Origin of the sequence: Bradyrhizobium sp. ORS 285, from assembly GCF_900176205.1 — a bacterium.
Classification (GTDB): domain Bacteria; phylum Pseudomonadota; class Alphaproteobacteria; order Rhizobiales; family Xanthobacteraceae; genus Bradyrhizobium.
This window is the reverse complement of sequence record NZ_LT859959.1, coordinates 3,179,770-3,202,248: the sequence shown is the minus strand read 5'-3', so window position 1 is coordinate 3,202,248 and position 22,479 is coordinate 3,179,770. Positions and strand designations below refer to the sequence as shown.

General features: G+C 66.1%; 17 protein-coding genes. All 17 read right to left on the bottom strand.

Going from position 1 to position 22,479, the window contains the following annotated elements; genetic code table 11:
* Positions 1-3: 3 nt before the first annotated feature.
* On the bottom strand, positions 4-816 hold the full coding sequence (gene lpxA, locus BRAD285_RS14390) for an acyl-ACP--UDP-N-acetylglucosamine O-acyltransferase (protein ID WP_006611099.1): 813 nt from the start codon (positions 814-816) through the stop codon (positions 4-6).
* A gap of 30 nt (positions 817-846) precedes the next feature.
* Positions 847-1,305 carry a 3-hydroxyacyl-ACP dehydratase FabZ gene (gene fabZ / locus BRAD285_RS14385; protein ID WP_006611100.1) on the bottom strand — a complete coding sequence of 153 codons (459 nt, stop codon included), beginning with the start codon at positions 1,303-1,305 and terminating at the stop codon, positions 847-849.
* Positions 1,305-2,369 carry a UDP-3-O-(3-hydroxymyristoyl)glucosamine N-acyltransferase gene (gene lpxD / locus BRAD285_RS14380; protein WP_006611101.1) on the bottom strand — a complete coding sequence of 355 codons (1,065 nt, stop codon included), beginning with the start codon at positions 2,367-2,369 and terminating at the stop codon, positions 1,305-1,307. The genes fabZ and lpxD overlap by 1 nt, the downstream gene beginning before the upstream one ends.
* 113 nt (positions 2,370-2,482) lie before the next feature.
* Entirely contained in the window at positions 2,483-5,041 is a 2,559-nt protein-coding gene (gene bamA / locus BRAD285_RS14375; RefSeq protein WP_006611102.1) for an outer membrane protein assembly factor BamA, read from the bottom strand.
* Between the two features lie 172 nt (positions 5,042-5,213).
* A complete protein-coding gene (rseP, locus tag BRAD285_RS14370) occupies positions 5,214-6,365 on the bottom strand; it encodes an RIP metalloprotease RseP (protein WP_006611103.1) in 1,152 nt (383 codons plus the stop codon).
* A gap of 39 nt (positions 6,366-6,404) precedes the next feature.
* Complete coding sequence (gene dxr / locus BRAD285_RS14365) at positions 6,405-7,628, bottom strand: 1-deoxy-D-xylulose-5-phosphate reductoisomerase (RefSeq protein WP_006611104.1); 1,224 nt, start codon at positions 7,626-7,628, stop codon at positions 6,405-6,407.
* Between the two features lie 41 nt (positions 7,629-7,669).
* The gene (locus BRAD285_RS14360; protein ID WP_006611105.1) at positions 7,670-8,557 is read right to left on the bottom strand and encodes a phosphatidate cytidylyltransferase; all 888 of its coding nucleotides are present in this window, start codon (positions 8,555-8,557) and stop codon (positions 7,670-7,672) included.
* Complete coding sequence (locus tag BRAD285_RS14355) at positions 8,554-9,312, bottom strand: isoprenyl transferase (protein ID WP_006611106.1); 759 nt, start codon at positions 9,310-9,312, stop codon at positions 8,554-8,556. The genes BRAD285_RS14360 and BRAD285_RS14355 overlap by 4 nt, the downstream gene beginning before the upstream one ends.
* A 12-nt stretch (positions 9,313-9,324) precedes the next feature.
* A complete protein-coding gene (gene frr, locus BRAD285_RS14350) occupies positions 9,325-9,888 on the bottom strand; it encodes a ribosome recycling factor (protein WP_006611107.1) in 564 nt (187 codons plus the stop codon).
* 161 nt (positions 9,889-10,049) lie between these two features.
* A complete protein-coding gene (gene pyrH, locus BRAD285_RS14345) occupies positions 10,050-10,766 on the bottom strand; it encodes a UMP kinase (protein WP_006611108.1) in 717 nt (238 codons plus the stop codon).
* A 74-nt stretch (positions 10,767-10,840) separates the two neighbouring features.
* The gene (tsf, locus tag BRAD285_RS14340; protein WP_006611109.1) at positions 10,841-11,764 is read right to left on the bottom strand and encodes a translation elongation factor Ts; all 924 of its coding nucleotides are present in this window, start codon (positions 11,762-11,764) and stop codon (positions 10,841-10,843) included.
* A gap of 129 nt (positions 11,765-11,893) precedes the next feature.
* Positions 11,894-12,883: a 30S ribosomal protein S2 gene (locus tag BRAD285_RS14335; RefSeq protein WP_006611110.1), complete on the bottom strand. Its 990-nt coding sequence runs from the start codon at positions 12,881-12,883 to the stop codon at positions 11,894-11,896.
* A gap of 154 nt (positions 12,884-13,037) precedes the next feature.
* Positions 13,038-13,535: a DUF2846 domain-containing protein gene (locus BRAD285_RS14330; RefSeq protein ID WP_244422150.1), complete on the bottom strand. Its 498-nt coding sequence runs from the start codon at positions 13,533-13,535 to the stop codon at positions 13,038-13,040.
* 112 nt (positions 13,536-13,647) lie between these two features.
* The gene (locus BRAD285_RS14325; protein WP_006611112.1) at positions 13,648-14,610 is read right to left on the bottom strand and encodes an FHA domain-containing protein; all 963 of its coding nucleotides are present in this window, start codon (positions 14,608-14,610) and stop codon (positions 13,648-13,650) included.
* The gene (locus BRAD285_RS14320) at positions 14,607-15,953 is read right to left on the bottom strand and encodes a S1C family serine protease (RefSeq protein WP_006611113.1); all 1,347 of its coding nucleotides are present in this window, start codon (positions 15,951-15,953) and stop codon (positions 14,607-14,609) included. The genes BRAD285_RS14325 and BRAD285_RS14320 overlap by 4 nt, the downstream gene beginning before the upstream one ends.
* 129 nt (positions 15,954-16,082) lie before the next feature.
* Complete coding sequence (locus BRAD285_RS14315) at positions 16,083-18,473, bottom strand: caspase domain-containing protein (RefSeq protein WP_006611114.1); 2,391 nt, start codon at positions 18,471-18,473, stop codon at positions 16,083-16,085.
* Between the two features lie 152 nt (positions 18,474-18,625).
* Positions 18,626-22,150: a DNA polymerase III subunit alpha gene (gene dnaE / locus BRAD285_RS14310; protein WP_006611115.1), complete on the bottom strand. Its 3,525-nt coding sequence runs from the start codon at positions 22,148-22,150 to the stop codon at positions 18,626-18,628.
* Positions 22,151-22,479: the final 329 nt, after the last annotated feature.

The following is a 22,479-nucleotide window of genomic DNA, read 5'->3' as shown; positions in this document are numbered from 1 at the left end:
CCGTCAGAGCTCGGTCGGCGCGGATCTGCCGATGTCCGGCAGACACAGCGCGCGGTGGCGGCCTCCGCCGATGAAGGCGAGGATCTCGGCAATCGCCGGATCGTCGCCGGCCATCGGCTGCACCGCCGCGAGGCGGTCGGCGAACACGCCGGGACCGTGGAACAGCTTCTGATAGAAGGCGCGCACGGTGGCGAGCCGCTCGCGGGTGAACTTGCGGCGCTTCATGCCGATGACGTTGAGGCCTTCCAGCGCGGCATACTGGCCGTTGACGAGGCCATAGGGAATGATGTCCCCGCGCACGCCGCAAACGCCGCCGACCATCACGCCATGGCCGATGCGGGTGAACTGATGCACGGCGGAGAGGCCGCCGATATAGACGGCATCGCCGATCTCGACATGGCCGCCGAGCGTCGCCGACGTCGCGAAGATGACGTTGTTGCCGACCACGCAATCATGCGCGACGTGCGCGTTGTTCATGAAGAAGCCGGCGTTGCCGATCTTGGTCAGCCCGCCGCCCTTGGTGGTGCCGATGTTCATCGTCACGCCTTCGCGGAAGGTGTTGCCGGAGCCGATCTCGAGCCGGTGCGGCTCGCCGCGATAGCTGAGATCCTGCGGCGCCCCGCCGAGCACGACGAACGGCGAGATGACGTTGTCGTCGCCGAGCGTGGTGTGGCCCATGATCTGGACGTGGCTGATCAGCTTGCAGTTCGCACCGATCACGACGTTCGGGCCGACGATGCAATAGGGACCGATCACGGTCCCCTCGCCGATGACGGCGTCATCCTCGACGCGGGCGGTGGGATCAATCTTGCTCATCTCAACGCAACCAACTCTCTCGTCGTAAGCTCAGTCGGTCAGCATCGCGCCGACATCGGCCTCGGCGACAACAACGCCGTCCACCTTGGCATCCCCGTGAAACCACCACATCGTCTTGCGGCGGCCGATCGAGCGCATGTGGTACTCGATGGTCTGGCCCGGCAGCACCGGCTTGCGGAACTTGCACTTGTCGATGGTGAGGAAATACACCGCGCGCGGCTTTTCCGTGCCCTCGACCGATTTGATGCCGATGACGCCGGCGGTCTGCGCCATGCCTTCGATCATCAGCACGCCCGGATAGACCGGCCGCTCCGGGAAATGGCCCTGGAAGCACGGCTCGTTGAAAGAGACGTTCTTGACGCCGATGCCGCTGTAGTCGGCCCGGATGTTCTTCACGCGGTCGATCAGCAGAAACGGGTTACGATGCGGCAGCGTCTTCAGAATCTCGTTGATATCGATGTCCGCAAACTTGATGGGTGACTCCTCCATCACTCCCGTCCTTCGTCCCTGCTCGCTGCCTGATCACGTACCAGCCGTTCCACCGCAACGATCTCGCGGAACCACTGTTTGGTCGGCTTGGCGAAGAAGCCGCCCCACCTTCCGTTCGGCGGGATGTCGTCCTTGACGCCGCTCATGGCGGTCACCTGGGCGCCATCGCCGATCGTGAGGTGATTGTTGATACCGACCTTCGCTCCAAGCGCGACGTTGTCGCCGATCGTAAGGCTGCCTGCCAGTCCGATCTGAGCCGCCAGCAGGCAATGTCTCCCGATTGTGACATTGTGGCCGATCTGCACCTGGTTGTCGATTTTGGTCCCCTCGCCGATCACCGTGTCGCGCAGGCTGCCGCGGTCGATCGTCGTACCGGCGCCGACCTCGACGTGATTCTGGATGATCACGCGCCCGGTCTGCGGCACCTTCAGATGGCCGTCGGGACCGAAGAAGATGAAGCCGTAGCCGTCCTGGCCGATGCTGCAGCCGGGATGGATCAGCACGTCATTGCCGATCAGCGCGCATTGGATGACGGTCCGGGCACCGACATTGCAGTCGCGGCCGATCTTGACGTGGGCGCCGATCACGGCGCCGGCGCCGACGATCGTGCCCGAGCCGATCTCGACATGGGCGCCGATCACCGCCAGGGGCTCGACGATCACGCCATCCTCCAGCCGCGCGCTGGGGTCGATGATCGCCTGGGGCGAGACGCCGTCGTCCCCGAACCAGGGTTGCGGGCGCAGCGCATCGGCATGAAACTCGCGCGCCAGCTGTACGAAGGCGCGGAACGGCTGGTTGGCCCTGACGACCGCGACATGCGCCGGCACCCGCGCCTCGAAACGCGGGCTCACGAGACAGGCGCCGGCCTTGGTCCGGGCGAGCTGGTCGGCGTATTTGAGGTTGTCGAAGAACGCCAGATGCATCGGCCCGGCCTCGTCCAGCGAAGCCAGTCCCTTGATCACCTTCTCGCCTTCGGCGGCGTCGACGAGCACCGCATTCGCCTTCGCTGCGATCGCCGCCAGGGTCGTCGAGGGTGGAGGTTGGAAGAAGGTCGGCTGGGCCATCCCGTCACACTCTCAAAAACATCAGAGCCCGGCTCCAGTCTCCCGGAACCGAGCTCTCATCTCTTACACTGGCCGGGTTGGTCGACGCCAACCCGGATTTTTTGGGCTCAAGCTCAGAACGATGTACCGCCGCCGAACCGGAATTCCTGGGTCCGGTCGAACTGACCCTTGGTGAGCGGGATCGCGTAGTCGAAGCGCAGCGGACCGAACGGCGACGCCCACACCAGACCCACACCGACCGAGCTGCGGACCTTGGAGCTGTCGTCGAACTGCAGGCCAAGGCAGGTACCGGCATTGGCCGGGGTGGTCGCCGTGGCACGCGTTGCTCTGATACAGCCGGGCTGGTTGACCTCGCCCGTCAGAGCCCAGTTCGTCGGCCCCTGATAGCCCGACAAGCCACCAGCATCGGCGTAGACCGCGCCCTTCAGGCCAGTTTCCTTGGGCAGGAACCAGAACGGCATCTGCAGTTCGAGCGAAGCGCCCCAGTACTTGGTGCCGCCCAGCGCATCCTGCGTGCCGAACGGATTGATGTCACGCGGACCAATGCCGTTCGGAGCGAAACCACGAACCAGGTTCGGACCCATCTGGAAGTGATCGAGCATGCGCAGCTGCGTGTTGCCGATCTTGTTCAGGATGCCGCCCTGGAGGTGGACGATGCTGACGATGTCCGACACCAGCGGGGTGAAGTACTTCGCATCGAACGCGGTCTTCAGGTACGACACGTCGCCGCCAACACCCGCGAAGTCCTGCTTGAAGTCGACCAGCAGGCCGTCGGTCGGGTTCTTGTTGTTGTCGAGCGTGTTGTAGTTCAGCGTGTAGCCGAGCGCCGAGGTCAGCGTCGCACCCTTCGCCAGCTCCTGGCGGACCGGCAGCGAGGCCTCACCGTCAGAGAAGCACCCGAGGCCACCGGTCGCGGCACCGATCGCCGCCGCCTGCGGGTTGCCGGGATTGGCGTTGATGAACGCCGGGGTCGGGTTGAAGGGCAGCGGGCTGCCGCCACCACCATTGTTACAGTTCGACAGCGTCTGCGGCAGCGTGATCTCCTGGCGGTAGATCGAGTAGCGCAGCTGCAGCGACAGGTCTTCACGCAGCTGGAAGCCGAGGCGCGGGCTGAAGCCGAGCGTCTTGGTGCCGTAGGAGATGAAGTTGTTGGCGAGCTGCTGGCGCTGATAGAGGTCGAGCCCCAGCGCGACCCGGTAGTCGAGCAGATAGGGCTCGACGAAGGACAGCGAGTAGCCGCGGGCGAACTGGCCGTAGGTCACCGACGCCTTGGCGAACAGGCCACGACCCAGGAAGTTGCGCTCGGAGATCGAGACTTCAGCCAGCGCACCGTCGGTCGTCGAATAGCCGCCCGAGATCGAGAAGTCGCCGGTCGACTTTTCCTCGAGGGAGACCACGAGGATGACGCGGTCGCTCGAGGAGCCCGGCTCCGTCGTGATCTTCACGTCCTTGAAGAAGTCGAGGTTCTTCAGCCGGCGCTCGGCACGGTCGACCAGGGCGCGATTGTAGGCGTCGCCCTCGGAGATGTCGAACTCACGGCGAATGACGTAGTCGCGGGTGCGGGTGTTGCCGCGGATGTTGATGCGCTCGATGTAGGTGCGCGGGCCCTCGTCGACGGCGAACACCACCGACACGGTGTGAGCCTCGAAGTTGCGGTCGCCACGCGGACGGACCACGGCGAAGGCATAGCCGCGCCGGGACGCCTCGATCTGCATCTCCTCCACCGACTTCTCGATGTTCTCGACGTTGTAGAGCGAGCCAACCGAGACGCGGGAGTAGCCGCGCAGCGAATTCGGATCCAGCGTCGAAATCGTGGACTGGAAGTCGACGGAGCCAACCCGGTACTGCTGACCCTCTTCGATCTTGAAGGTCACCATGAAGCCCTTGCGCTCGGGATCATACTCGCTGAGCGCGGCGACGACCTGCACGTCGGCATAGCCGTTCTTCAGGTAGAAGCGGCGAATGAGATCGCGATCCGCCTCGACCCGGTCCGGATCGTAGACGTCGCCGGAGCCCAGGAAGCTCAGCAGGTTGGTCTCGCGGGTCTTGATCACGTCCTTCAGGCGATAGGACGAGAAGGCATTGTTGCCGACGAACTCGATCGACTTCACGCCGGTCTTGGCGCCTTCCTCGATCGTGAAGATCAGGTCGACACGGTTGTTCGGCTGCTCGATCATCTCGGGCGTGACGCGCACGTCATAGCGGCCCGACCGGCGATAGATCTCGGCGATTCGCTGAGCGTCGGACTGGACCATCGGCCGCGACAGGGTGCCGCGCGGCTTCGACTGGACTTCGCCCTGGAGCTGCTCGTCCTTGACCTTCTTGTTGCCTTCGAAGGCAACACGGCCGATCACCGGGTTCTCGACGACGGTCACGATCAGCCGGCCGCCCTGGCGGTTGATCTTCACGTCCGAGAACAGACCGGTCTCGATCAGGGCCTTGAGGCCGTCATCGACCCGACCCGCGTCCAGCGTGCCGCCGGGACCCGGCTTGAAGTATGAGCGGATCGTCTCCAGCTCGACACGGCGGTTGCCGACCACTTCGATCGAGTTGACCGTCTGAGCCGCAGCTGGCGACGACACAACCACGCTCGCCACCGGCAAGGCTGCCGTTCCAGCGAACATGATAAAGGCGGCCGCCAAGCCCCCCCGCACCCGCAATCCGAACTTCATGCGCTACGCGCCCTTATTCCGAGGCCGATCCGGTACCCCTACCGAACCGACAGATTCCCATTTGTCGTTCGCTTGTAGCCAATTTGGACCTGACGGCAAACGCCGGATGTCTCCGAATTTTCAAATTCGTTTCAAAACGTTGCCTATCCGCCACGTCGTAAAAACGCCGCGTTCACGAGCCCGCGAGGTGCAGGATGTCGTTATAGGTTGCAAAGACCATGAGCATGAGGACCAGTCCCAGCCCGATTCGGAACCCCATCTCCTGCGCCCGCTCGGACAGCGGACGGCCGCGCACGGCCTCGAACCCGTAAAACAGCAGGTGTCCGCCATCGAGCAGCGGCACCGGGAACAGGTTGAGCAGGCCGATCGAGACCGAGATCATCGCACACCAGTTGACCAGCACCTGGAACCCGAGGCTCGCCGCCTGCCCCGAAAGCTGGGCAATCCGGATCGGGCCGCCGAGGTCGCCGGCATTGCCGCTTCCGGCGAACAGGGACCCGATGAACTTGAAGGTCGTGGTGATGATGAACCAGACCTGCTCGAAGCCGAACTTGATCGATTCGAGGAACCCGACCGGGATCGCCCGCGATTCGTCCGGCTTGGCGTTGTACTGGATGCCGAGGACGCCGATTCGGTGACTGTTCCCGAACGTGTCCTTGCGCTCCTGGAGCGCCGGCGTGGCTTTCAGGGTGATTTCGGAGCCGTCACGCTTGATCAGGAAGGTCAGCTCGGTGCCGGCGTTGACGGAGACGATGCGCTGCATGTCGCCGAACGTCTCGATCGAGCGGCCATCGATGGCGGCGATCACGTCACCGGTCTTGAACCCGGCGGCGGCCGCGACGCTGTCCGGCTGCACGGCGTCGACCCGCGGCGTGGTGTTGGGCTTGCCGAAATACAGCGCCATGCCGGCGAAGATGATCACGGCCAGGATGAAATTGGCGATCGGACCGGCCGCCACGATCGCCGCGCGCTGGCCGACCGTCTTGTGATGGAAGCTGTCGGCGCGCTCCTCGGCCGTCATCTTGGCGAGCGCCTCGGTCGACGGGGTGGACGCCTCGGATTCGTCGCCGAAGAACTTCACATAGCCGCCGAGCGGAATGGCGGAGATCTTCCAGCGCGTGTTGTGCCGGTCGTTGAAACCGATCAGTTCCGGACCAAATCCGAGCGAAAACGTTAAGACCTTCACGCCGCACCAGCGCGCGACCAGGAAGTGGCCGAGCTCGTGGAAGAACACCACGATCGTCAGCACGAACAGGAAGGGGATGATGGTGCCGAGCAGGCCGCTGCTCAACGTATTGAAAATGTGGTGGAAAAATTCGGTCATCCGACTACCTTCCCGCGGGCCGTCGGCCCGTCCAACCCTCTAAGATGCTTTTGCGGCGATTTCAGGCAAGAGGGCCGCAGCTCTTTTTCGAGCGTCATGGTCAATGGCGATCGCATCGTCAGCCGAGCTGAGCGGTGCCAAATTACCCGAACGCGTCCAATGCTCGAGCGTCGCCTCGACCAGCCGGGCGATCGCGCCGAATCGAATCTTTCCGGCGATGAAGGCAGCCACCGCGATCTCGTTCGCCGCGTTGAACACCGTCGTCGCACCCCGGCCGGTGCGCAGCGAATCATAGGCCAGCCGCAGCCCGGGGAACCGCTCGAAATCGGGCGCCTCGAACGTCAGCGTGCCGATCTTGGCGAGATCGAGCCGCGCCGAGGGGCCCTTGATGCGCTCCGGCCAGCCGAGGCAATGCGCGATCGGGATGCGCATGTCGGGCGCGCCGAGCTGGGCGACCACCGAGCGGTCGGAGAATTCGACCATGCCGTGGACGATCGACTGCGGGTGGACCAGCACGTCGATCTCGTCCGGTGACAGCGCGAACAGATAGGACGCCTCGATCACCTCGAGGCCCTTGTTCATCATCGAGGCCGAATCGATCGTGATCTTCTGCCCCATGCTCCAGTTCGGATGCTTGAGCGCCTGCGCCAGCGTCGCCTGCTCGATATCCGCAGGCGCCCAGGTGCGGAACGGTCCGCCGGAAGCCGTGATGATCACGCGAACCAGTTCCTCGCGATTGCCGGAGGACAGGGCCTGGAACAGCGCATTGTGTTCCGAATCGGCGGGCAGGATGCAGGCGCCGGCCTGTGCGGCGCGCTCCATGAAGAAATCGCCGGCGCAGACGAGGCATTCCTTGTTGGCGAGCGCGACGGTCGCGCCGCGATCGACGGCGGCCAGCGCCGGCTTCAGGCCGGCGGCGCCGGACACTGCGGCCATCACCCAGTCGGCGGGACGCGCGCCGGCCTCGATGATGGCGCTCTCCCCTGCCCCGCACTCGATTCCCGTGCCGGCGAGGGCCTCGCGCAGTTCGGCGAGTCGCGCGGGATCGGCGACCGCGACGAAGCGGGGATTGAACTCGCGGGCGAGCTTGGCCAGTCCCTCGACGTTGCTGTTGCCGGTCAGCGCCTCGACCCGGTAGCGCTCCGGGGCGCCGCGCAGCAGGTCCATGGTCGAATCGCCGATCGAGCCGGTGGCGCCGAGCACGGTGATGCTGCGCACGTCAGTCGTTTCGGCCTTGTTGTTCCGCAATGGCACTGCGCTCATGTTCTCACCAAAGATCTCGACCGACGCGCCGCGCGCGCCGGTCACCAAACCAGAAGACCGCGGCCGACGCCGTCCAGGCCGCCGCGCAGCAAACCCACCACAGCCGCGAACACGATCGCGGCGACATAGCCGTCCAGGCGGTCCAGTAGGCCGCCATGGCCGGGAATGATGTGACTTGAATCCTTGACGCCGAAGTGCCGCTTGACCGCGGACTCCGCGAGATCGCCGAGTTGCGACACCACCGACAGCACAGCCGCCACGGTCAGCATCGCAAGCACGCCGCCGGCACCTGCCAAAGACCAGCCCATCGCGGCGACCAGGCTCGCAGCGAAGCCGCCGATCGCGCCGGCCCAGGTCTTGTTCGGACTGATCCGCGGCGCCAGCCTCACGCCGCCGATGCTGCGTCCGGCGACATAGCCGCCGATATCGCTGGCCCAGACGACGAGGAAAACCAGCACCAGCGCGTGCCAGCCCTGCTGCTGGTCGAAACGCACCAGCACCGAGGCGAGCTCGGCGCCCGCGGCATAGACAAAGCCCGCCGCGCCCCAAAGCCGACGGCCGGCTGCGAGGGCCGCAACCGCAACGAGGCCGAGCGCGAGCACGACCACGGCAAAGTCGATCAGGCCGAATGCGCAGCAAATACCCGCTATCGCGATGGCGAGTGCGCCTGACGTGCCGACGCTGACCGTGCGGACCTCGCCGATCACCATCAGCCATTCGAGATATAGCCCGACCGCGACGACCGTCACCAAGGCGGTCCAGAACGCGCCGCCGGCATAGGCTGCGCCCAGCGCCAGCGGCACCAGCACGAGGGCGGCCGCGATCCGCATCACGAGATTGCTCGGACCCGCCTTCTTCGCCCGCGCGGCGTCATCGCGCTGCGCGGGATCAGCGGCGTCTCCGGCGGTTGCGGTCTCGGGATGGGTCACGAGGCGGTTTTCGCCACGAGGCCGCCGAAGCGGCGTTCACGCCGGCCGAACTCGGCGATCGCGCCTTCGAGTGCCGCCTTGTCGAAATCGGGCCAATGCTGGGGCACGAATACCAGCTCGCTATAGGCCGCCTGCCACATCAGGAAGTTCGACAGCCGCTGCTCGCCGCTGGTGCGAATGATCAGATCGGGATCGGGAATGTCCGGCGCATCGAGATAGCAGCCGATCGCGTCGGCATCGATAGAGCCCGGGTCACGCCGTCCCTCGGCAACCTCGCGTGCGAGACGCTGCGCCGCGCGTGCGATCTCCTGGCGCGAGCCGTAATTGAAGGCGACCACGAGCGTCAGCTTGGTGTTGGAACGCGTCAGCTCCTCGGCCTCGCTGAGCAGCGCGCAGATGTCGGGCTCGAGTCCGTCGCGCTCCCCGATCACGCGCACACGCACGCCGTCGCGGTGCAGGGTGGCGAGGTCGTTGCGGATGAAGCGGCGCAACAGGCCGAAGAGATCTCCGATCTCGCTCGCCGGCCGCGACCAGTTCTCCGATGAAAACGAGAAGATCGTGAGATAGCGGATGCCGAGCTCATCACAGGCGCGCACCACGCGGCGCAGCGCCTCGACGCCGCGGCGATGCCCCTCTGCGCGCGGCAGACCGCGTGCCGCAGCCCAGCGGCCGTTGCCATCCATGATGATGGCAACATGCGCCGGTCCGTCGGACCGGTCCGGCGCCTCCGTCACCGGGGCCGCGGCTTTGGACATCAAGTGCATCCTTCAGACGGTGAGGATTTCCTTTTCCTTCGCCGCCAGCAGCTGGTCGATCTCCGAGATCACGCTGTCGGTCGCCTTCTGCACGTCGCCGGCGAAGCGCTCCTGATCGTCCTCGGACATCTCGTGATTCTTCTCGAGCTTCTTCAGCGTATCGAGACCGTCGCGGCGCACGTGGCGGACGGCGACACGGGCCTGCTCGGCATATTTGTGCGCGACCTTGACCAGCTCCTTACGGCGCTCCTGGTTGAGCTCGGGAATGCGCAGCCGGATCACCTGCCCTTCGGTCGCCGGCGACAGGCCGAGGTTGGAATCGACGATCGCCTTCTCCACCGCCTTGACCATGGAGCGGTCCCACACCTGCACCGAGAGCAGACGCGGCTCGGGCACCGACACGGTCGCGAGCTGGTTGAGCGGCATGTGCGAGCCATAGGCCTCGACCTGGACCGGCTCGACCATCGACGCCGAAGCGCGGCCGGTGCGCAGGCCGCCGAGCTCGTGCTTCAGCGCCTGGGTCGCGCCCTGCATGCGGCGCTTCAGCTCGTTGAGGTCGAAATTGCCCGTGCTCATACGCTTTCCTTTCCTGCAACCCGGGGCTCTCTGGCCGGTTCTGCCGGACCTTTGGAAGGCCTGCGGCCGGCTTATCCGACTCCCGGACGAATTCCTGTTTCGGTTACGCTTCTACCGCAGCCGCCGGACCGGTCCAACACCGGCCGCGGACGGTGTCGCGCTCACCCCGCGACGACGGTGCCGCGCCCTTCGCCGCGCAACATCGCGCCGATGGCGCCGGGCTCGGCAATGGAGAATACAATGATAGGCAGCGATGTTTCCCGGGCAAGCGCGAAGGCCGTGGCGTCCATGACCTTGTAGCCGCCCTCGATGGCCTGGGAATGCGTCAACCGCTCGAACCGTTTCGCCGCCGGATCCTTCTTCGGATCGGCGCTGTAGACCCCGTCGACATTGGTGGCCTTCAGCACCGCCTGGGCGCTGATCTCGGCGGCGCGCAGCACGGCGGTGGTGTCGGTCGTGAAATAGGGATTGCCGGTGCCGCCGCCGAGCACGACGATGCGCCCTTCCGCGAGCGCCTTGTGCGCTGCAGCGCGTGTGAACAGCTCGCAGACCTGCGGCATCACGAAGGCCGACAGCGCCACCGCCGGCGCTCCCTTGCGCTGCAAGGCCGCCTCCAGCGCCAGGCTGTTCATGACCGTGGCCAGCATGCCCATGGTGTCGCCGGTCGCGCGCGAGACGCCCTGTGACGACACCTCGACGCCACGCACCATGTTGCCGCCGCCGACAACGACGGCGATCTCGATGCCGAGCTTTTGAGCTGAAATCAGGTCGTCGGCAATGCGATCGACGGTCGGTTGGTCGATGCCGAAGGAATGGCTGCCTGCGAGATACTCGCCGGACAGCTTGACCACGACGCGACGATAGACCGGCTCAGCCATGTGCCAATGCTCTCCTATCCCGCGCGTTGAGATCCGGCGCGAAGGCCGCGCCGGATCGTGACCGTTCTCAGTCGTTACTTTTTGCCGCTGGCGGCGGCGACTTCGGCGGCGAAGTCGGTCTCTTCCTTCTCGATGCCCTCACCGAGGGCATAGCGCACGAAGCCAGCCACCTTGATCGGGCCGCCGACCTTGCCTTCGGCTTCCTTCAGCGCCTGAGCGACCGACTTGCCGCTGTCATGGATGAAGGCCTGCTCGAGCAGCGTGACTTCCTTGTAGTAGGTCTTCAGGCCGGACTCGACGATCTTCTCGATCACGTTTTCCGGCTTGCCCTGCTGACGATACTTGTCGGCGAGCACGTCCTTCTCGCGCTTGACGAGCTCCGGGTCGAGACCGGCGGCATCGATCGCCTGCGGGTTGGCGGCTGCGACATGCATCGCGAGCTGACGGCCGAGCACCGCGAGCTCGTCGGTCTTGCCCGGCGACTCCAGCGCAACGATCACGCCGAGCTTGCCGGCGCCCTCGACCACGGCACCATGGACGTAGCTCGACACCACGCCTTCGCTCACTTCGAGCGCAGCCGCGCGGCGCAGCGTCTGGTTCTCACCGATGGTCGCGATCGAATCGGCGATCGCGGCCTCGACCGTGATGCTGCCGACCTTGGCGGCCTTGATCTTCTCCACGTCGGCGCCGACGTCGAGCGCGACCTGGGCGATCATCTTGACCAGGCCCTGGAAGTGCTCGTTGCGCGCCACGAAGTCGGTCTCCGAGTTGACCTCGACGACCACGCCCTTCTTGCCCGAGGTCAGCGCGCCGATCAGGCCCTCGGCCGCGACGCGGCCGGCCTTCTTGGCGGCCTTCGACAGGCCCTTCTTGCGCAGCCAATCCTGCGCGGCCTGCATGTCGCCGCCGTTCTCGGTGAGAGCGGCCTTGCAATCCATCATGCCCGCGCCGGTCGACTCGCGCAGGTCCTTCACCATCGCTGCGGTGATATTCGCCATTGTTGAACGTCCTTTTGCCTGTCCAAAGCGCGACGCAGCGGATGGCTCTTCGCCGTCCGCTGCCAGGAAAACCCTATCTCAGTCGCGATGGCCGGCGTGCGACGCCGGCCAGATTCGTGTCGTCTCGTCTTAGGCGTCGGCCAGCGACTTGGCCTGGGCGACCCAGGCATCGGCCCGGCTCGGCAGACCGACTTCTTCGCCGATCTGGTGGGCCGTGTCGTGGTTGAGCTCGGCGAGCTGCCAGAAGTGGAAGATGCCGAGATCGTTCAGCTTCTTCTCGATCGCACCGGACACGCCGGTGAGCTTCTTCAGGTCGTCGGCCGTGCCGCGCGGACCCGGCAGCCCCTGGAAGGTCGAGGCGGATGCAGCCGGGAGATCCTCTTCCAGCGGCGCGGCGGACGCGCCGACGTCGATGCCGAGTTCGCCCTGGGCGCGCGAGATGCCGTCGATGGCGGCGCGCGCGATCAGGTCGCAATACAGCGAGATGGCGCGGCCGGCGTCGTCATTGCCCGGGACCACATAGGTGATGCCCTTCGGATCGCAATTGGTATCGACGATCGCGGCGACCGGAATGTTGAGGCGCTGGGCCTCCTGGATCGCGATGTCTTCCTTGTTGGTGTCGATCACGAAGATCATGTCGGGCAGACCGCCCATGTCCTTGATGCCGCCGAGCGAGCGGTCGAGCTTGTCGCGCTCGCGCTGCAGGGTCAGGCGCTCCTTCTTGGTGTAGGAGTTCGCCTCGCCCGAGGACAGCACCTCGTCGAGATGACGCAGGCGCTTGATCGACGCCGAGATCGTCTTCCAGTTGGTCAGCGTGCCGCCGAGCCAGCGCGAATTGACGAAATACTGCGCGCAGCGCTTGGCCGCGTCGGCGACATTGTCCTGCGCCTGGCGCTTGGTGCCGACGAACAGGATGCGGCCGCCCTTGGCGACCGTGTCGCTCACCGCCTGCAGCGCCGTGTGCATCAGCGGCACGGTCTGGGCGAGGTCGATGATGTGGATGTTGTTGCGGCTTCCGAAAATGAAATCGGCCATTTTCGGATTCCAGCGGTGAGACTGGTGACCAAAGTGCACGCCAGCTTCGAGCAGCTGGCGCATGGTGAATTCAGGCAACGCCATTTGGATATTCTCCGGTTGATTCCTCCGGAAGCGCGTGAGCAAAAACGGGCCGTTCGGCCCGGCTTGCCACCGGACGCCCTCTAGGAGAGCCAAGTTTCCGTGTGAGATGGCGCGCTATATAGCCGGATTTTGGCGCAACGCAAGGAAAATGGACCTATTCGGCCTGCAGAAGCTCCGCCATGGCGGTCCGGGCCTGGCTTTCCTGGAGGGGGACGAGGTCGACGGGCCCCTTGTTATCGGCGCCGGCCGAGGCGGCAGCCATGACGCCCGCACCGACCAGCCCGAACATGATCGCACCGCCCTGCATCGCTCGGGAGCGCTCACTGGGCTTGATCGAGAAGAAATAGGTTTTCCCAGACTCGGTGTTGAAATCGAGCACCGTCTCGCCGGGAAACAGGATCTGGGTCGCGGTGAGGTGGTGCGGGCCTGCAGGACGATCGACATAGGCGTAGGTGCCCGGCAGCAGCCGATTCAAGGCAATGCCATCGACCTTGGCGTCGCAATTGGTCCGTTCGAGCCAGGAATCCTTCAGGCTCATGATGACGATCCGGGAATGGCCGGGCCGCGGCGCACCGATCTTCTGCGAGACAACCGCGTATTCCGTTCCTTCCCTGCCGGTCACACACCCTGTTACCAACAGAGCCAGTCCCATTCCCACAAACGCCCGTCGTTCCATTTGACGCCCCCCGTAAATCCCCGGAAGCGAGGCTATGACGGGAACCCGGGAACTTTCAAGGCCGGGAACGCAGACAGTGGAACTGTGCTCAGCGCTCCACACCGGCCGGCTTCAGCTCGGCCCGGTCAGCGTCGAGCTTCGCCTTCATGCGCTCGAGATCGTCGAAGAAGGCCTGCTGCTCGCGGAGCGGGACCAGGCGCAAGGCGGGCGGCATCAGCACGTGGCTGACATTGGGGCGGCCCGAATTGGCGAACGCCTCCGAGCGCTGCAGGGACTGGACCGCAATGGCGACCACGAGCAGGACGGCGACCACGACACCTTTGGCGATCAGATGGGTGCGCCCGACCTCGCGCAGGTGCAGGAAGCAGGCCGTTGCGAGAACGATCCAGGCGACGACGTAGCCGTAGGTGAAAACGGTGGTCCAGGTCAGGGCGAAGGACGCGATCTGCGCGAACTCGCTATAGAACCAGAATGCGACCAGACCCGCCTCAGCGATCAGCAGATGACGTAGGAAGTGCGATCGTCCGGAAAACAGCCGTGCGAGCAGCGCCCATATGCCCACCCATGCGAGGACGACGCCGATCAGCGTCAGCATCGGCACGAGATAGTCGGACAGATGCGGCTCGGAGGTCTGCGCGAACCAGACCAGGATTCCGTTGAGCGCCAGCAGAACGGCGCCCAGTGTAATCGCAGCGACGACCGGCAGCGCGCTGCGCTCCGAGCCCACGAGCCGCTCCGGCTCGACCGCATGGGCGGCGTCGCGAACCCGCAGCAGCGTCTGGCCAATCCGGATCGGCTTGCTGCCGTCGAGGACGAGCTGCGGCTTGCGGCTCTTGCTGCGGTCGAGATAGAGACCGTTGGCGCTGCCGAGATCCTCGGCGACGAGACGGCCCTCGCCATCACGGAAGATGCGAACGTGGCGCGCCGCGACGAAGGGATCGTCGAGGATGACATGATTGTCGTAGCCGCGGCCGATGTGGATCTCGGCCGCATCGACCCGGAAGCGGCCGGCGACGTCGCGATGCTTGGACAGGATCTCGATCCAGATCATCGGGCGACCTGCAGCCGTTCGAGGAAGCTCTTGCCGAGCCGCAACGCGTCGTCATAGGCGATCGCCTGCAGATTGAGCCGCGACACCAGCGCTTCATCGGCATGGTCCTGCGTCACCGCAACCAGCACGACGTCATAGAGTCCGTCGAACTCGCGATAGCCTTGCGCGCACCACATCACCCGCAACGGCGGATGATCCGCCGCCGGCGCGAGGCCGACGAAATCCTCGTGGCAATGCTGCGGCGTGTACCATTTGCGGAACGAGCCGCCCATGGTGAGGCGCGGCTGCGCCAGTTGCGTCAGCACGGTTGCGAACTGGAATTGATTGAGATCGATCGACTTGGCGTAGGAGTGATTGACCTCGACCGTGCCGGTGTTGAGATCGGAGGCGACATACACGCTCGCCTCGGCCTTGCAGCTCGTCGAATTGATGCTGGCGCGCGGCTTCGGCGAGGCGCCGGCATTGGTGCTGGCCCAGCATTCGAACCACCCTGCCCGCGTTTCCGGCGCCTGATAGGAGCCGAACACGCGGTCGCGAAAACCCTCGTCGCCGAGAGATTTGTAGAGCGCGCCGCGCCAGCTCGCGAGCTGTGCGATCACGTCCTTGCGCAGGTCGCTGGCGGCGGGCTTGGCATCCTTGCCGCGCGCGAGCAGCGCGGCGGCGAAACGTGCCGGCACCAGAAAGCTGATCAGCTGGCCACCGCGCCGCGTGGCGACGTTGATGCCGACGACCTGTCCCTGCGCGTTCACCGCGGGGCCGCCGCTCATGCCGGGATTGAGCGCACCGGTGAAGTGGATGTGATCATTGTAGCTGTGCTCGACCAGACCGTTATAGGTGCCTTCGATGATGGTGAAGCCGAGATCGAGCGGATTGCCGAGCGAATAGAGCCGCTCGCCTTTCGGCAGACTGCCGTCCAGCGCGGCCTTATCGAAGGTGAAGAACGGCGCATTCTGCTTGTCGACACGAACGAGCGCGAGATCATTCGGCAGGTCGACGGCGAGCAGCGTCACCGCGCCCTGCGTGCCGTCGGCGCCGGTGTATTCGAGCCGGTACGTCTTCGGCTCGAGCGCCGCATCCGAGACGACGTGGTAGTTGGTGATCGCAAGCCCGTCGTCGGAGACCAGGAAGCCGGAGCCGGTCGAGGTCTGGCGGCCGGCGTCGGCCAGCAGCGTGCGGATCTGCAGCAGGCGCGGCGGCGCCGAGGCGTAGACGGTTTCGGCGCCGGGCAGCGCCTGGGCGCCGGCGGGTGTCGGCAAGGCCGTCATTGCCGAACTGCAAAGGGCGGCCAGGATTGCGCTTTGCCACAGCAGCGCGCGCACCGTCCGAACAAACGCTGAAATCAATGATGCCCCCGCAACAGGTCGTCGGCTGCCGACGTCCTGCGCCCACGATCGATCAGTCCGGCGAACCGGCCAATATCGAAAACGGGCCTGCGATGCAACGCCCGCGCCGCCGCAGCGGCGCGGGTCCGCTCAGCAATGCGGCACGTTCGGCGGACACTTCTTGCCCGGCGCCTGTGGCGGAGGTCCGGCAGGCCGCGCCATCGGCGGCGGCCCAGGCGGCCGTGCCATGGCCATCGGCGGCGGGCTCGGCCGCGCCATCTGTGGCGGCGGTGCTGGCCGCGCCATCTGCGGCGGCGGAGCTGGCCGTGCCATCTGTGGCGGCGGGCTCGGACGCGCCATCTGCGGCGGTGGGCTTGGTCGTGCCATCTGTGGCGGCGGGCTTGGTCGTGCCATCTGTGGCGGCGGGCTTGGCCGCGCCATCTGCGGCGGCGGGGTTGGCCGTGCCATTTGCGGCGGGGCGCGGCGCTCGACCCGGTCGGGCACGGGCGGCTCGATCCGCGGCCGGGCTTCCGGTCCACGTGGGCTCGATGTCGGCGGCGCCGGGCGATCGGCCCGCTCTCCCGGCCTCACGGCGGGTGCCGGCAGGCCACCAGGCGTGCGGTTCGCTTGAACGCCGGAGGCCGGCTCGCGCGCGGGCGGTGTCGTTGCGGTGATCGCGGGCCGCCCAACCTGTCCCGGGGTGGGCGACGCGACGGCAGGCGCGGTCGGATTCGCAACGTTTCCGGGAACAGGCGGGCCGCCCCTGCCCGGTACCGGAAGCGGATTGGACGTATTAGGCGCCATCAAGCCCACTCCCCCGGGGCCCGGCCGGCCCGGGGCATTGGGCAGTGCGGTGGGGGTCACAGTCGCGGCGGGTCCAATGGACGGAGCACTTCCAGGGCCTCGGCCGCCCGGCACCATCGGCGCTCCCGGAACGGGAGCCTTGCCCTGCTGAATGAGCGAGGCGCGCTGCAGCGCTGCGGGCGGCAAAGATGGTGTGACGACGGGCGCAGTCGCAGGTGTCGGCGTGGAAGGACCGCCCGGCCCTACGGGGCCGGCCGGCGCTGCCGGCCCCACGACCGGACGATTGATGACCGTGTTGATCACCGTGGTGTTGTGGATGTTCTGGTAGATGATGTTGTTCGGCGGCGGCACGACGATCGCCGGCGGCTGCACATAGACCGGGATCGGCACGAACACGGGACGAGGCAGGATGAACACCCCGACCGGCGCGTAGGGCGGCGCAAGATCGACGAATTCAGGCGGCGGTGGCGGAAGGATGTACACCGGCGGGGGCGGCGGCGGCACGAAGCCGAAGTCGGGATCCGAGAACAGCAGCACCGGCCGATCGACATAGACCACCTCGTCCGGCGGCGGCGGCGGCACGTCGTATTCGATCATGGCGAACGTCGCCGGCGGGTCCGGCGGCGCCGACAGAACCGCCAGCCGCCGACGCGCATCAGCGGCATGCGCGCCATTGGGATAACGCCTCAGATACGACCAATACGCCTCGGGGCTGTCGGCGCGGTAGGTCCGCCGCCAGGTGAGCGCCTCGCGGCGCGCGGCGACGATGGCGCGCACGCGCCGCGCCAGCGGATCGCTCGGATAGGCCGCGATGAAATCCTCGTAGCCCTGCAGGCTGTCGCGCTCGAGCGCGGCGGTGTAGGCCTCCTGCACGGGCAGATCGCGAATCGGCCGTGCGCGCAAAGCTGCCGTCTGCTCGGCGGACGCCTGCGGGGCCGGCGCGTCCGGCGCCCGATCGAAGAAGGTGAAGGCCGTCTGGATCTTCTGGGCATCCCACGGCACCTGGGCGCCCTTGGTCGCCTCGTTGACCCGCAGCCGTAAACGATCGAACACGTCCGGCAGCTGCAGTCCTCCGGTTCGGATCATCTCCGCCAGCGACTGCGCGTAGATGCCGTAGGAGCCGGTCTCAGCCGGCGCAATCGTGCCTGGCGCCGCATTGAAGGCGATCAGCATCTTGTTGTCGGGTTCGACCAGCGCGAGCCCGCCCGCAATCGCCGGCCCGCTGGTGATGAAGGGCTGCTGGCGAGCCGCGTCCAACACGACGATACTTGCCTTCACCGGTGTCGCAGCAAGCTGTCGGGTGTAGTCGCTGAGGCGCAGGCCCTCGGTCGGAATGTCGACGTCGCTGGCGATATTGGCATCCACCGGGATGAAATAGTTCTCGCCGGCGAGCTGCATGCCGTAGCCTGCCAAATAGACCATCGCGACGGTGTTGTCGTCGGCCGACTGGGCCTTGTGAATGAAATCGCGGAAGCTCTTTCTCAGCGTATCCGCGTCGAGATCCCGCGCCCCGACCACGTCGAAGCCCGCCGCCTGCAGCGTCTGCGCGATCAGGCCGGCGTCATTAGCTGCGGTGGCCAGCTGACCTTTCGCATAGGCGCCGTTGCCGATCACCAGCGCGATGCGCTTCTCTGGACCCGGCTGTTGCGCTGCGGCAGGCCGCGACCCGGCGTTCAGCGCCATCAGGCAAAGCGAGACGCCGAAGAGGATGGTGAGGTTGATCTTGACCAGGCGCATGACGGTTCCAGCCCTTTCGAGGCACATGCCGCGGATTCAGCGGGACGATGGCTGAACCGCGGTTGAACAGAGGCGTTCCGTTCAGCCCGCGCGCAGCTTTTTTATCGGTAAGATCGACGCGGACGATGAATTCAGCAAACGGCAACCGCCGATTACAATTGCTGAACGTCGACCACGCCGGTCACCGCTTTGATCGCACCTGCGATTTGTGGCGAAACCTTGAAGCGGCCGGGCAGCTTCATTTCCACCTCGGTCTCCAGATCGAGCATCATCACCAGGGACACCTCGCCCTCGCCGGCGGTGGCGCGGGGCGCCAGCGGCGGCGCGGCGCTCTTGGCCAACGCCCCATTGCCATTGGCCGCGGCGCCGTCGCCCTGCAGCCGCTTGACGATGGAATCGAGCGGCTTGGTGTCGCGCAGGAAGATGCGCAGGCCGCGCTGAGTCTTGGCGGCGGCATCGTCGAGCGGCTCGGCATGCAGCACGCGGGCGCGCACGTCCTCGCCCTGCAGCTCGGCGCCGAGCTGCAGCAGCACGGCAGCACCCGGCTCGAGCACGTCGCGGTATTGCGCGAGTCCTTCGGAGAACAGCACGGCCTCGAAATGGCCGGTCGGATCCGACAGGCCCATGATGCCCATCTTGTTGCCGGTCTTGGTCCGGCGTTCCATTCGCGACACAACGGTCGCCGCGACCTTGCCGGCGGTGGCGCCGGTCTTCACTGCGCGGGAGAATTCCGCCCAGCTCTGCACCCGCAGCCGCTTCAGCGCCGCGGCGTAGTCGTCGAGCGGATGGCCGGACAGGAAGAAGCCGATCGCATCATATTCGCGGCGCAGGCGCTCGGCCGGGAGCCAGTTCTCGATGTTCGGCAGGATGATCGCCGGCGCATCGGCGGCATTACCGAACATGTCATTCTGCCCTGACGTGGCGGCCTCGTTGGCGCGCTGGCAGGCGGCGACGATGGCGTCAGCGCCGGCGAACACGCGAGCGCGGTTCTTGTCGAGACAATCGAAGGCGCCGGCCGCGGCCAGCGTCTCGATGATGCGCTTGTTGATCGCGCGCGGACTGACGCGGCTGGCGAAATCGGCGAGCGAGGTGAACGGGCCCCCCTTGTTGCGGGCCTCGACGATCATCTCGATCGCCTGCGGGCCGACGCCCTTCAGCGCGGCGAGCGCGTAGAAGATGGTGTTGCCGCTAACCTCGAAGGTCGGTCCCGAGCGATTGATCGACGGCGGCTCGACCTTGATGCCGAGGCGCTGCGCCTCGGAGCGGAATTCCGACAGCTTGTCGGTGTTGTTGAGATCGAGCGTCATCGACGCCGCGATGAACTCCACCGGATAATGCGCCTTCATGTAGGCGGTGTGGTACGACACCAGCGCGTAGGCGGCGGCGTGCGACTTGTTGAAGCCGTAGTCGGCGAACTTGGCCAAGAGGTCGAAGATGGTGTCGGCCTGGTCCTTCGGCACGCCGTTCTTGACGGCGCCCTCGACGAAGCGGACGCGCTGCTTGTCCATCTCGGCGCGGATCTTCTTGCCCATGGCGCGGCGCAGCAGGTCGGCTTCGCCGAGCGAGTAGCCCGACATCTGCTGCGCGACCTGCATCACCTGCTCCTGGTAGATGATGACGCCGAAGGTCTCCTTCAGAATCGGCTCCAGGATTGGATGCAGATATTCCGGCTCCTCCTCGCCATGCTTGCGGGCGCAGTAGGTCGGGATGTTGGCCATCGGGCCCGGGCGATACAGCGCCACAAGCGCGATGATGTCCTCGAAGCGGTCGGGGCGCATGTCGATCAGCGCCCGCCGCATGCCCTGACTTTCAACCTGGAACACGCCGACCACATCGCCGCGCGCCAGCATCTGGTAGCTCGGCGCGTCGTCGATCGGCAAGGTGGCGAGATCGACGTGGATGTCGCGCTGCTTCAGCAGCTTCACCGCGACGTCGAGCACGGTCAGCGTCTTCAGGCCGAGGAAGTCGAACTTCACGAGCCCGGCCGGCTCGACCCACTTCATGTTGAACTGGGTGACCGGCATGTCCGATTTCGGATCGCGATACATCGGCACCAGCTCGCTGAGCGGCCGGTCGCCGATGACGATGCCCGCGGCGTGGGTCGAGGCGTGGCGCGTCAGGCCTTCGAGGCGCATCGCGATGTCGAAGGCGCGCGCCACGACCGGATCCTCGTCGCGAAACGCCTGCAGCTTCGGCTCGCCCTCGATGGCGGCGGCGAGAGTCACGGGTGCGGCCGGATTCTGCGGCACCAGCTTCGTCAGCTTGTCGACCTGCCCATAAGGCATCTGCAGCACGCGGCCGACGTCGCGCAGCACGCCGCGCGCCTGTAGCGTACCGAAGGTGATGATCTGCGCGACCTGGTCGCGGCCGTAGCGCTGCTGCACGTAGGAGATCACCTCGCCGCGGCGATCCTGGCAGAAGTCGATGTCGAAGTCCGGCATCGACACGCGCTCGGGATTGAGGAAGCGCTCGAACAGCAGCGCGAAGCGCATCGGGTCGAGGTCGGTGATGGTAAGCACCCAGGCCACCAGCGAGCCTGCGCCCGAACCGCGGCCCGGACCGACGGGGATGCCGTGCGCCTTGGCCCATTTGATGAAGTCCGACACGATCAGGAAGTAGCCCGCGTACTTCATGCGCATGATGACGTCGAGCTCGAAGGCGAGCCGCTTCTGATAGTCCTCCTCGGTCATGCCCGGCGCCATGCCGTGCACCTTCAAGCGGCGCTCGAGGCCCTCCTCCGCCTGCCGCTTCAGCTCGGCCGCTTCGGCGCTGGCAGCGTCCACGGCGTCGCTGCCGCTGGCGCCGACCGTGAAGAACGGCAGGATCGGCTTGCGCGTGCGCGGCCGGTACGAGCAGCGCTCGGCGATCTCCACCGTCGAGGCCAGCGCCTCCGGAATGTCGGCGAACAGCACGGCCATTTCCGCGCGCGTCTTGAAGCGGTGCTCGGGCGTCAGCTGCACGCGCTCGGTGTCGGCGATGAGATGGCCGCCGGCGATGCACAAGAGGGCGTCGTGCGCCTCGTAGTCGTCCGTGCTCGCGAAATACGGCTCGTTGGTCGCAACCAGCGGCAGGCCCTTGTCATAGGCGATGTCGATCAGCCCGCCTTCGACGCGGCGCTCGCGCTCGGTGCCGTGGCGTTGCAACTCGATGTAGAGGCGGTCGCCGAACTGGCTCGCCAGCCGCTCGCACCGCTGCGCTGCGAGCGCTGCCATGTCGTGCTGGAGCGCGAGCGAGATCGGCCCGTCCGGTCCGCCCGTCAGCGCGATCAGGCCCTCGACGCCTTCCGTGAGCCAGTCGAACTTGATGTGTGGCGCCTGATGCGTCGGCGTCTCCAGGAAGGCCCGCGAGTTCAGCCGCATCAGATGCCGGTAGCCCTCCTCCTTCGCCGCCAGCAGGACGATTCGCGAGGGCTGCGCGACTGCGCCCGCATTGCGGGCGTTGGGGTCCATGTCGCCGAAATCGATCGCCAGCTCGCAGCCGGCGATCGGCTGGATGCCATAGCCCGCCATCTTGTCGGAGAATTCGAGCGCACCGAACATGTTGTCGGTGTCGGTCAGCGCCAGCGCCGGCTGGCGGTCGGACTTGGCGAGCTCGCCGAGCTTGGCGATCTTGATCGAGCCCTTCAGCAGCGAATAGGCGGAATGGACGTGGAGATGGACGAATCCGGCGCTGGACATGCTCGCCTTGCAACTTCCTCAGGGGCTTCCGACAGCAGAGTCACCGGCCAGCAGAGGGACGTGACCACCGTCACCATCCGAGAGCCCGACCGACTCGCCCGCTGATGTTATCGGATCAGCCGCCGCGGAGTCCGGTCGTCCCGACCGCTGTCCCGCTTTTCCCCAGTTGCAGGTCGGCCAAAAAATCAAAGCTGCGGAATGATTTGCGCCCATAGCGCGATCATCCCGACAAACAGCGTGATCGACGCCAGTGCGGCGGCTTCTTCGACGAAAACCTTCAGCATGGGGACCTCCCTGAGCTAGAACATACGAAGAACAATGTTCCTTTT

What these genes read in the sequence shown, in the direction of transcription:
- lpxA (WP_006611099.1), bottom strand. Translation starts at nt 816, where the DNA reads ATGAGCAAGATTGATCCCACCGCCCGCGTCGAGGATGACGCCGTCATC.
- fabZ (WP_006611100.1), bottom strand. Translation starts at nt 1,305, where the DNA reads ATGGAGGAGTCACCCATCAAGTTTGCGGACATCGATATCAACGAGATT.
- lpxD (WP_006611101.1), bottom strand. Translation starts at nt 2,369, where the DNA reads ATGGCCCAGCCGACCTTCTTCCAACCTCCACCCTCGACGACCCTGGCG.
- bamA (WP_006611102.1), bottom strand. Translation starts at nt 5,041, where the DNA reads ATGAAGTTCGGATTGCGGGTGCGGGGGGGCTTGGCGGCCGCCTTTATC.
- rseP (WP_006611103.1), bottom strand. Translation starts at nt 6,365, where the DNA reads ATGACCGAATTTTTCCACCACATTTTCAATACGTTGAGCAGCGGCCTG.
- dxr (WP_006611104.1), bottom strand. Translation starts at nt 7,628, where the DNA reads ATGAGCGCAGTGCCATTGCGGAACAACAAGGCCGAAACGACTGACGTG.
- BRAD285_RS14355 (WP_006611106.1), bottom strand. Translation starts at nt 9,312, where the DNA reads ATGTCCAAAGCCGCGGCCCCGGTGACGGAGGCGCCGGACCGGTCCGAC.
- frr (WP_006611107.1), bottom strand. Translation starts at nt 9,888, where the DNA reads ATGAGCACGGGCAATTTCGACCTCAACGAGCTGAAGCGCCGCATGCAG.
- pyrH (WP_006611108.1), bottom strand. Translation starts at nt 10,766, where the DNA reads ATGGCTGAGCCGGTCTATCGTCGCGTCGTGGTCAAGCTGTCCGGCGAG.
- tsf (WP_006611109.1), bottom strand. Translation starts at nt 11,764, where the DNA reads ATGGCGAATATCACCGCAGCGATGGTGAAGGACCTGCGCGAGTCGACC.
- BRAD285_RS14335 (WP_006611110.1), bottom strand. Translation starts at nt 12,883, where the DNA reads ATGGCGTTGCCTGAATTCACCATGCGCCAGCTGCTCGAAGCTGGCGTG.
- BRAD285_RS14330 (WP_244422150.1), bottom strand. Translation starts at nt 13,535, where the DNA reads ATGGGACTGGCTCTGTTGGTAACAGGGTGTGTGACCGGCAGGGAAGGA.
- BRAD285_RS14325 (WP_006611112.1), bottom strand. Translation starts at nt 14,610, where the DNA reads ATGATCTGGATCGAGATCCTGTCCAAGCATCGCGACGTCGCCGGCCGC.
- BRAD285_RS14315 (WP_006611114.1), bottom strand. Translation starts at nt 18,473, where the DNA reads ATGCGCCTGGTCAAGATCAACCTCACCATCCTCTTCGGCGTCTCGCTT.
- dnaE (WP_006611115.1), bottom strand. Translation starts at nt 22,150, where the DNA reads ATGTCCAGCGCCGGATTCGTCCATCTCCACGTCCATTCCGCCTATTCG.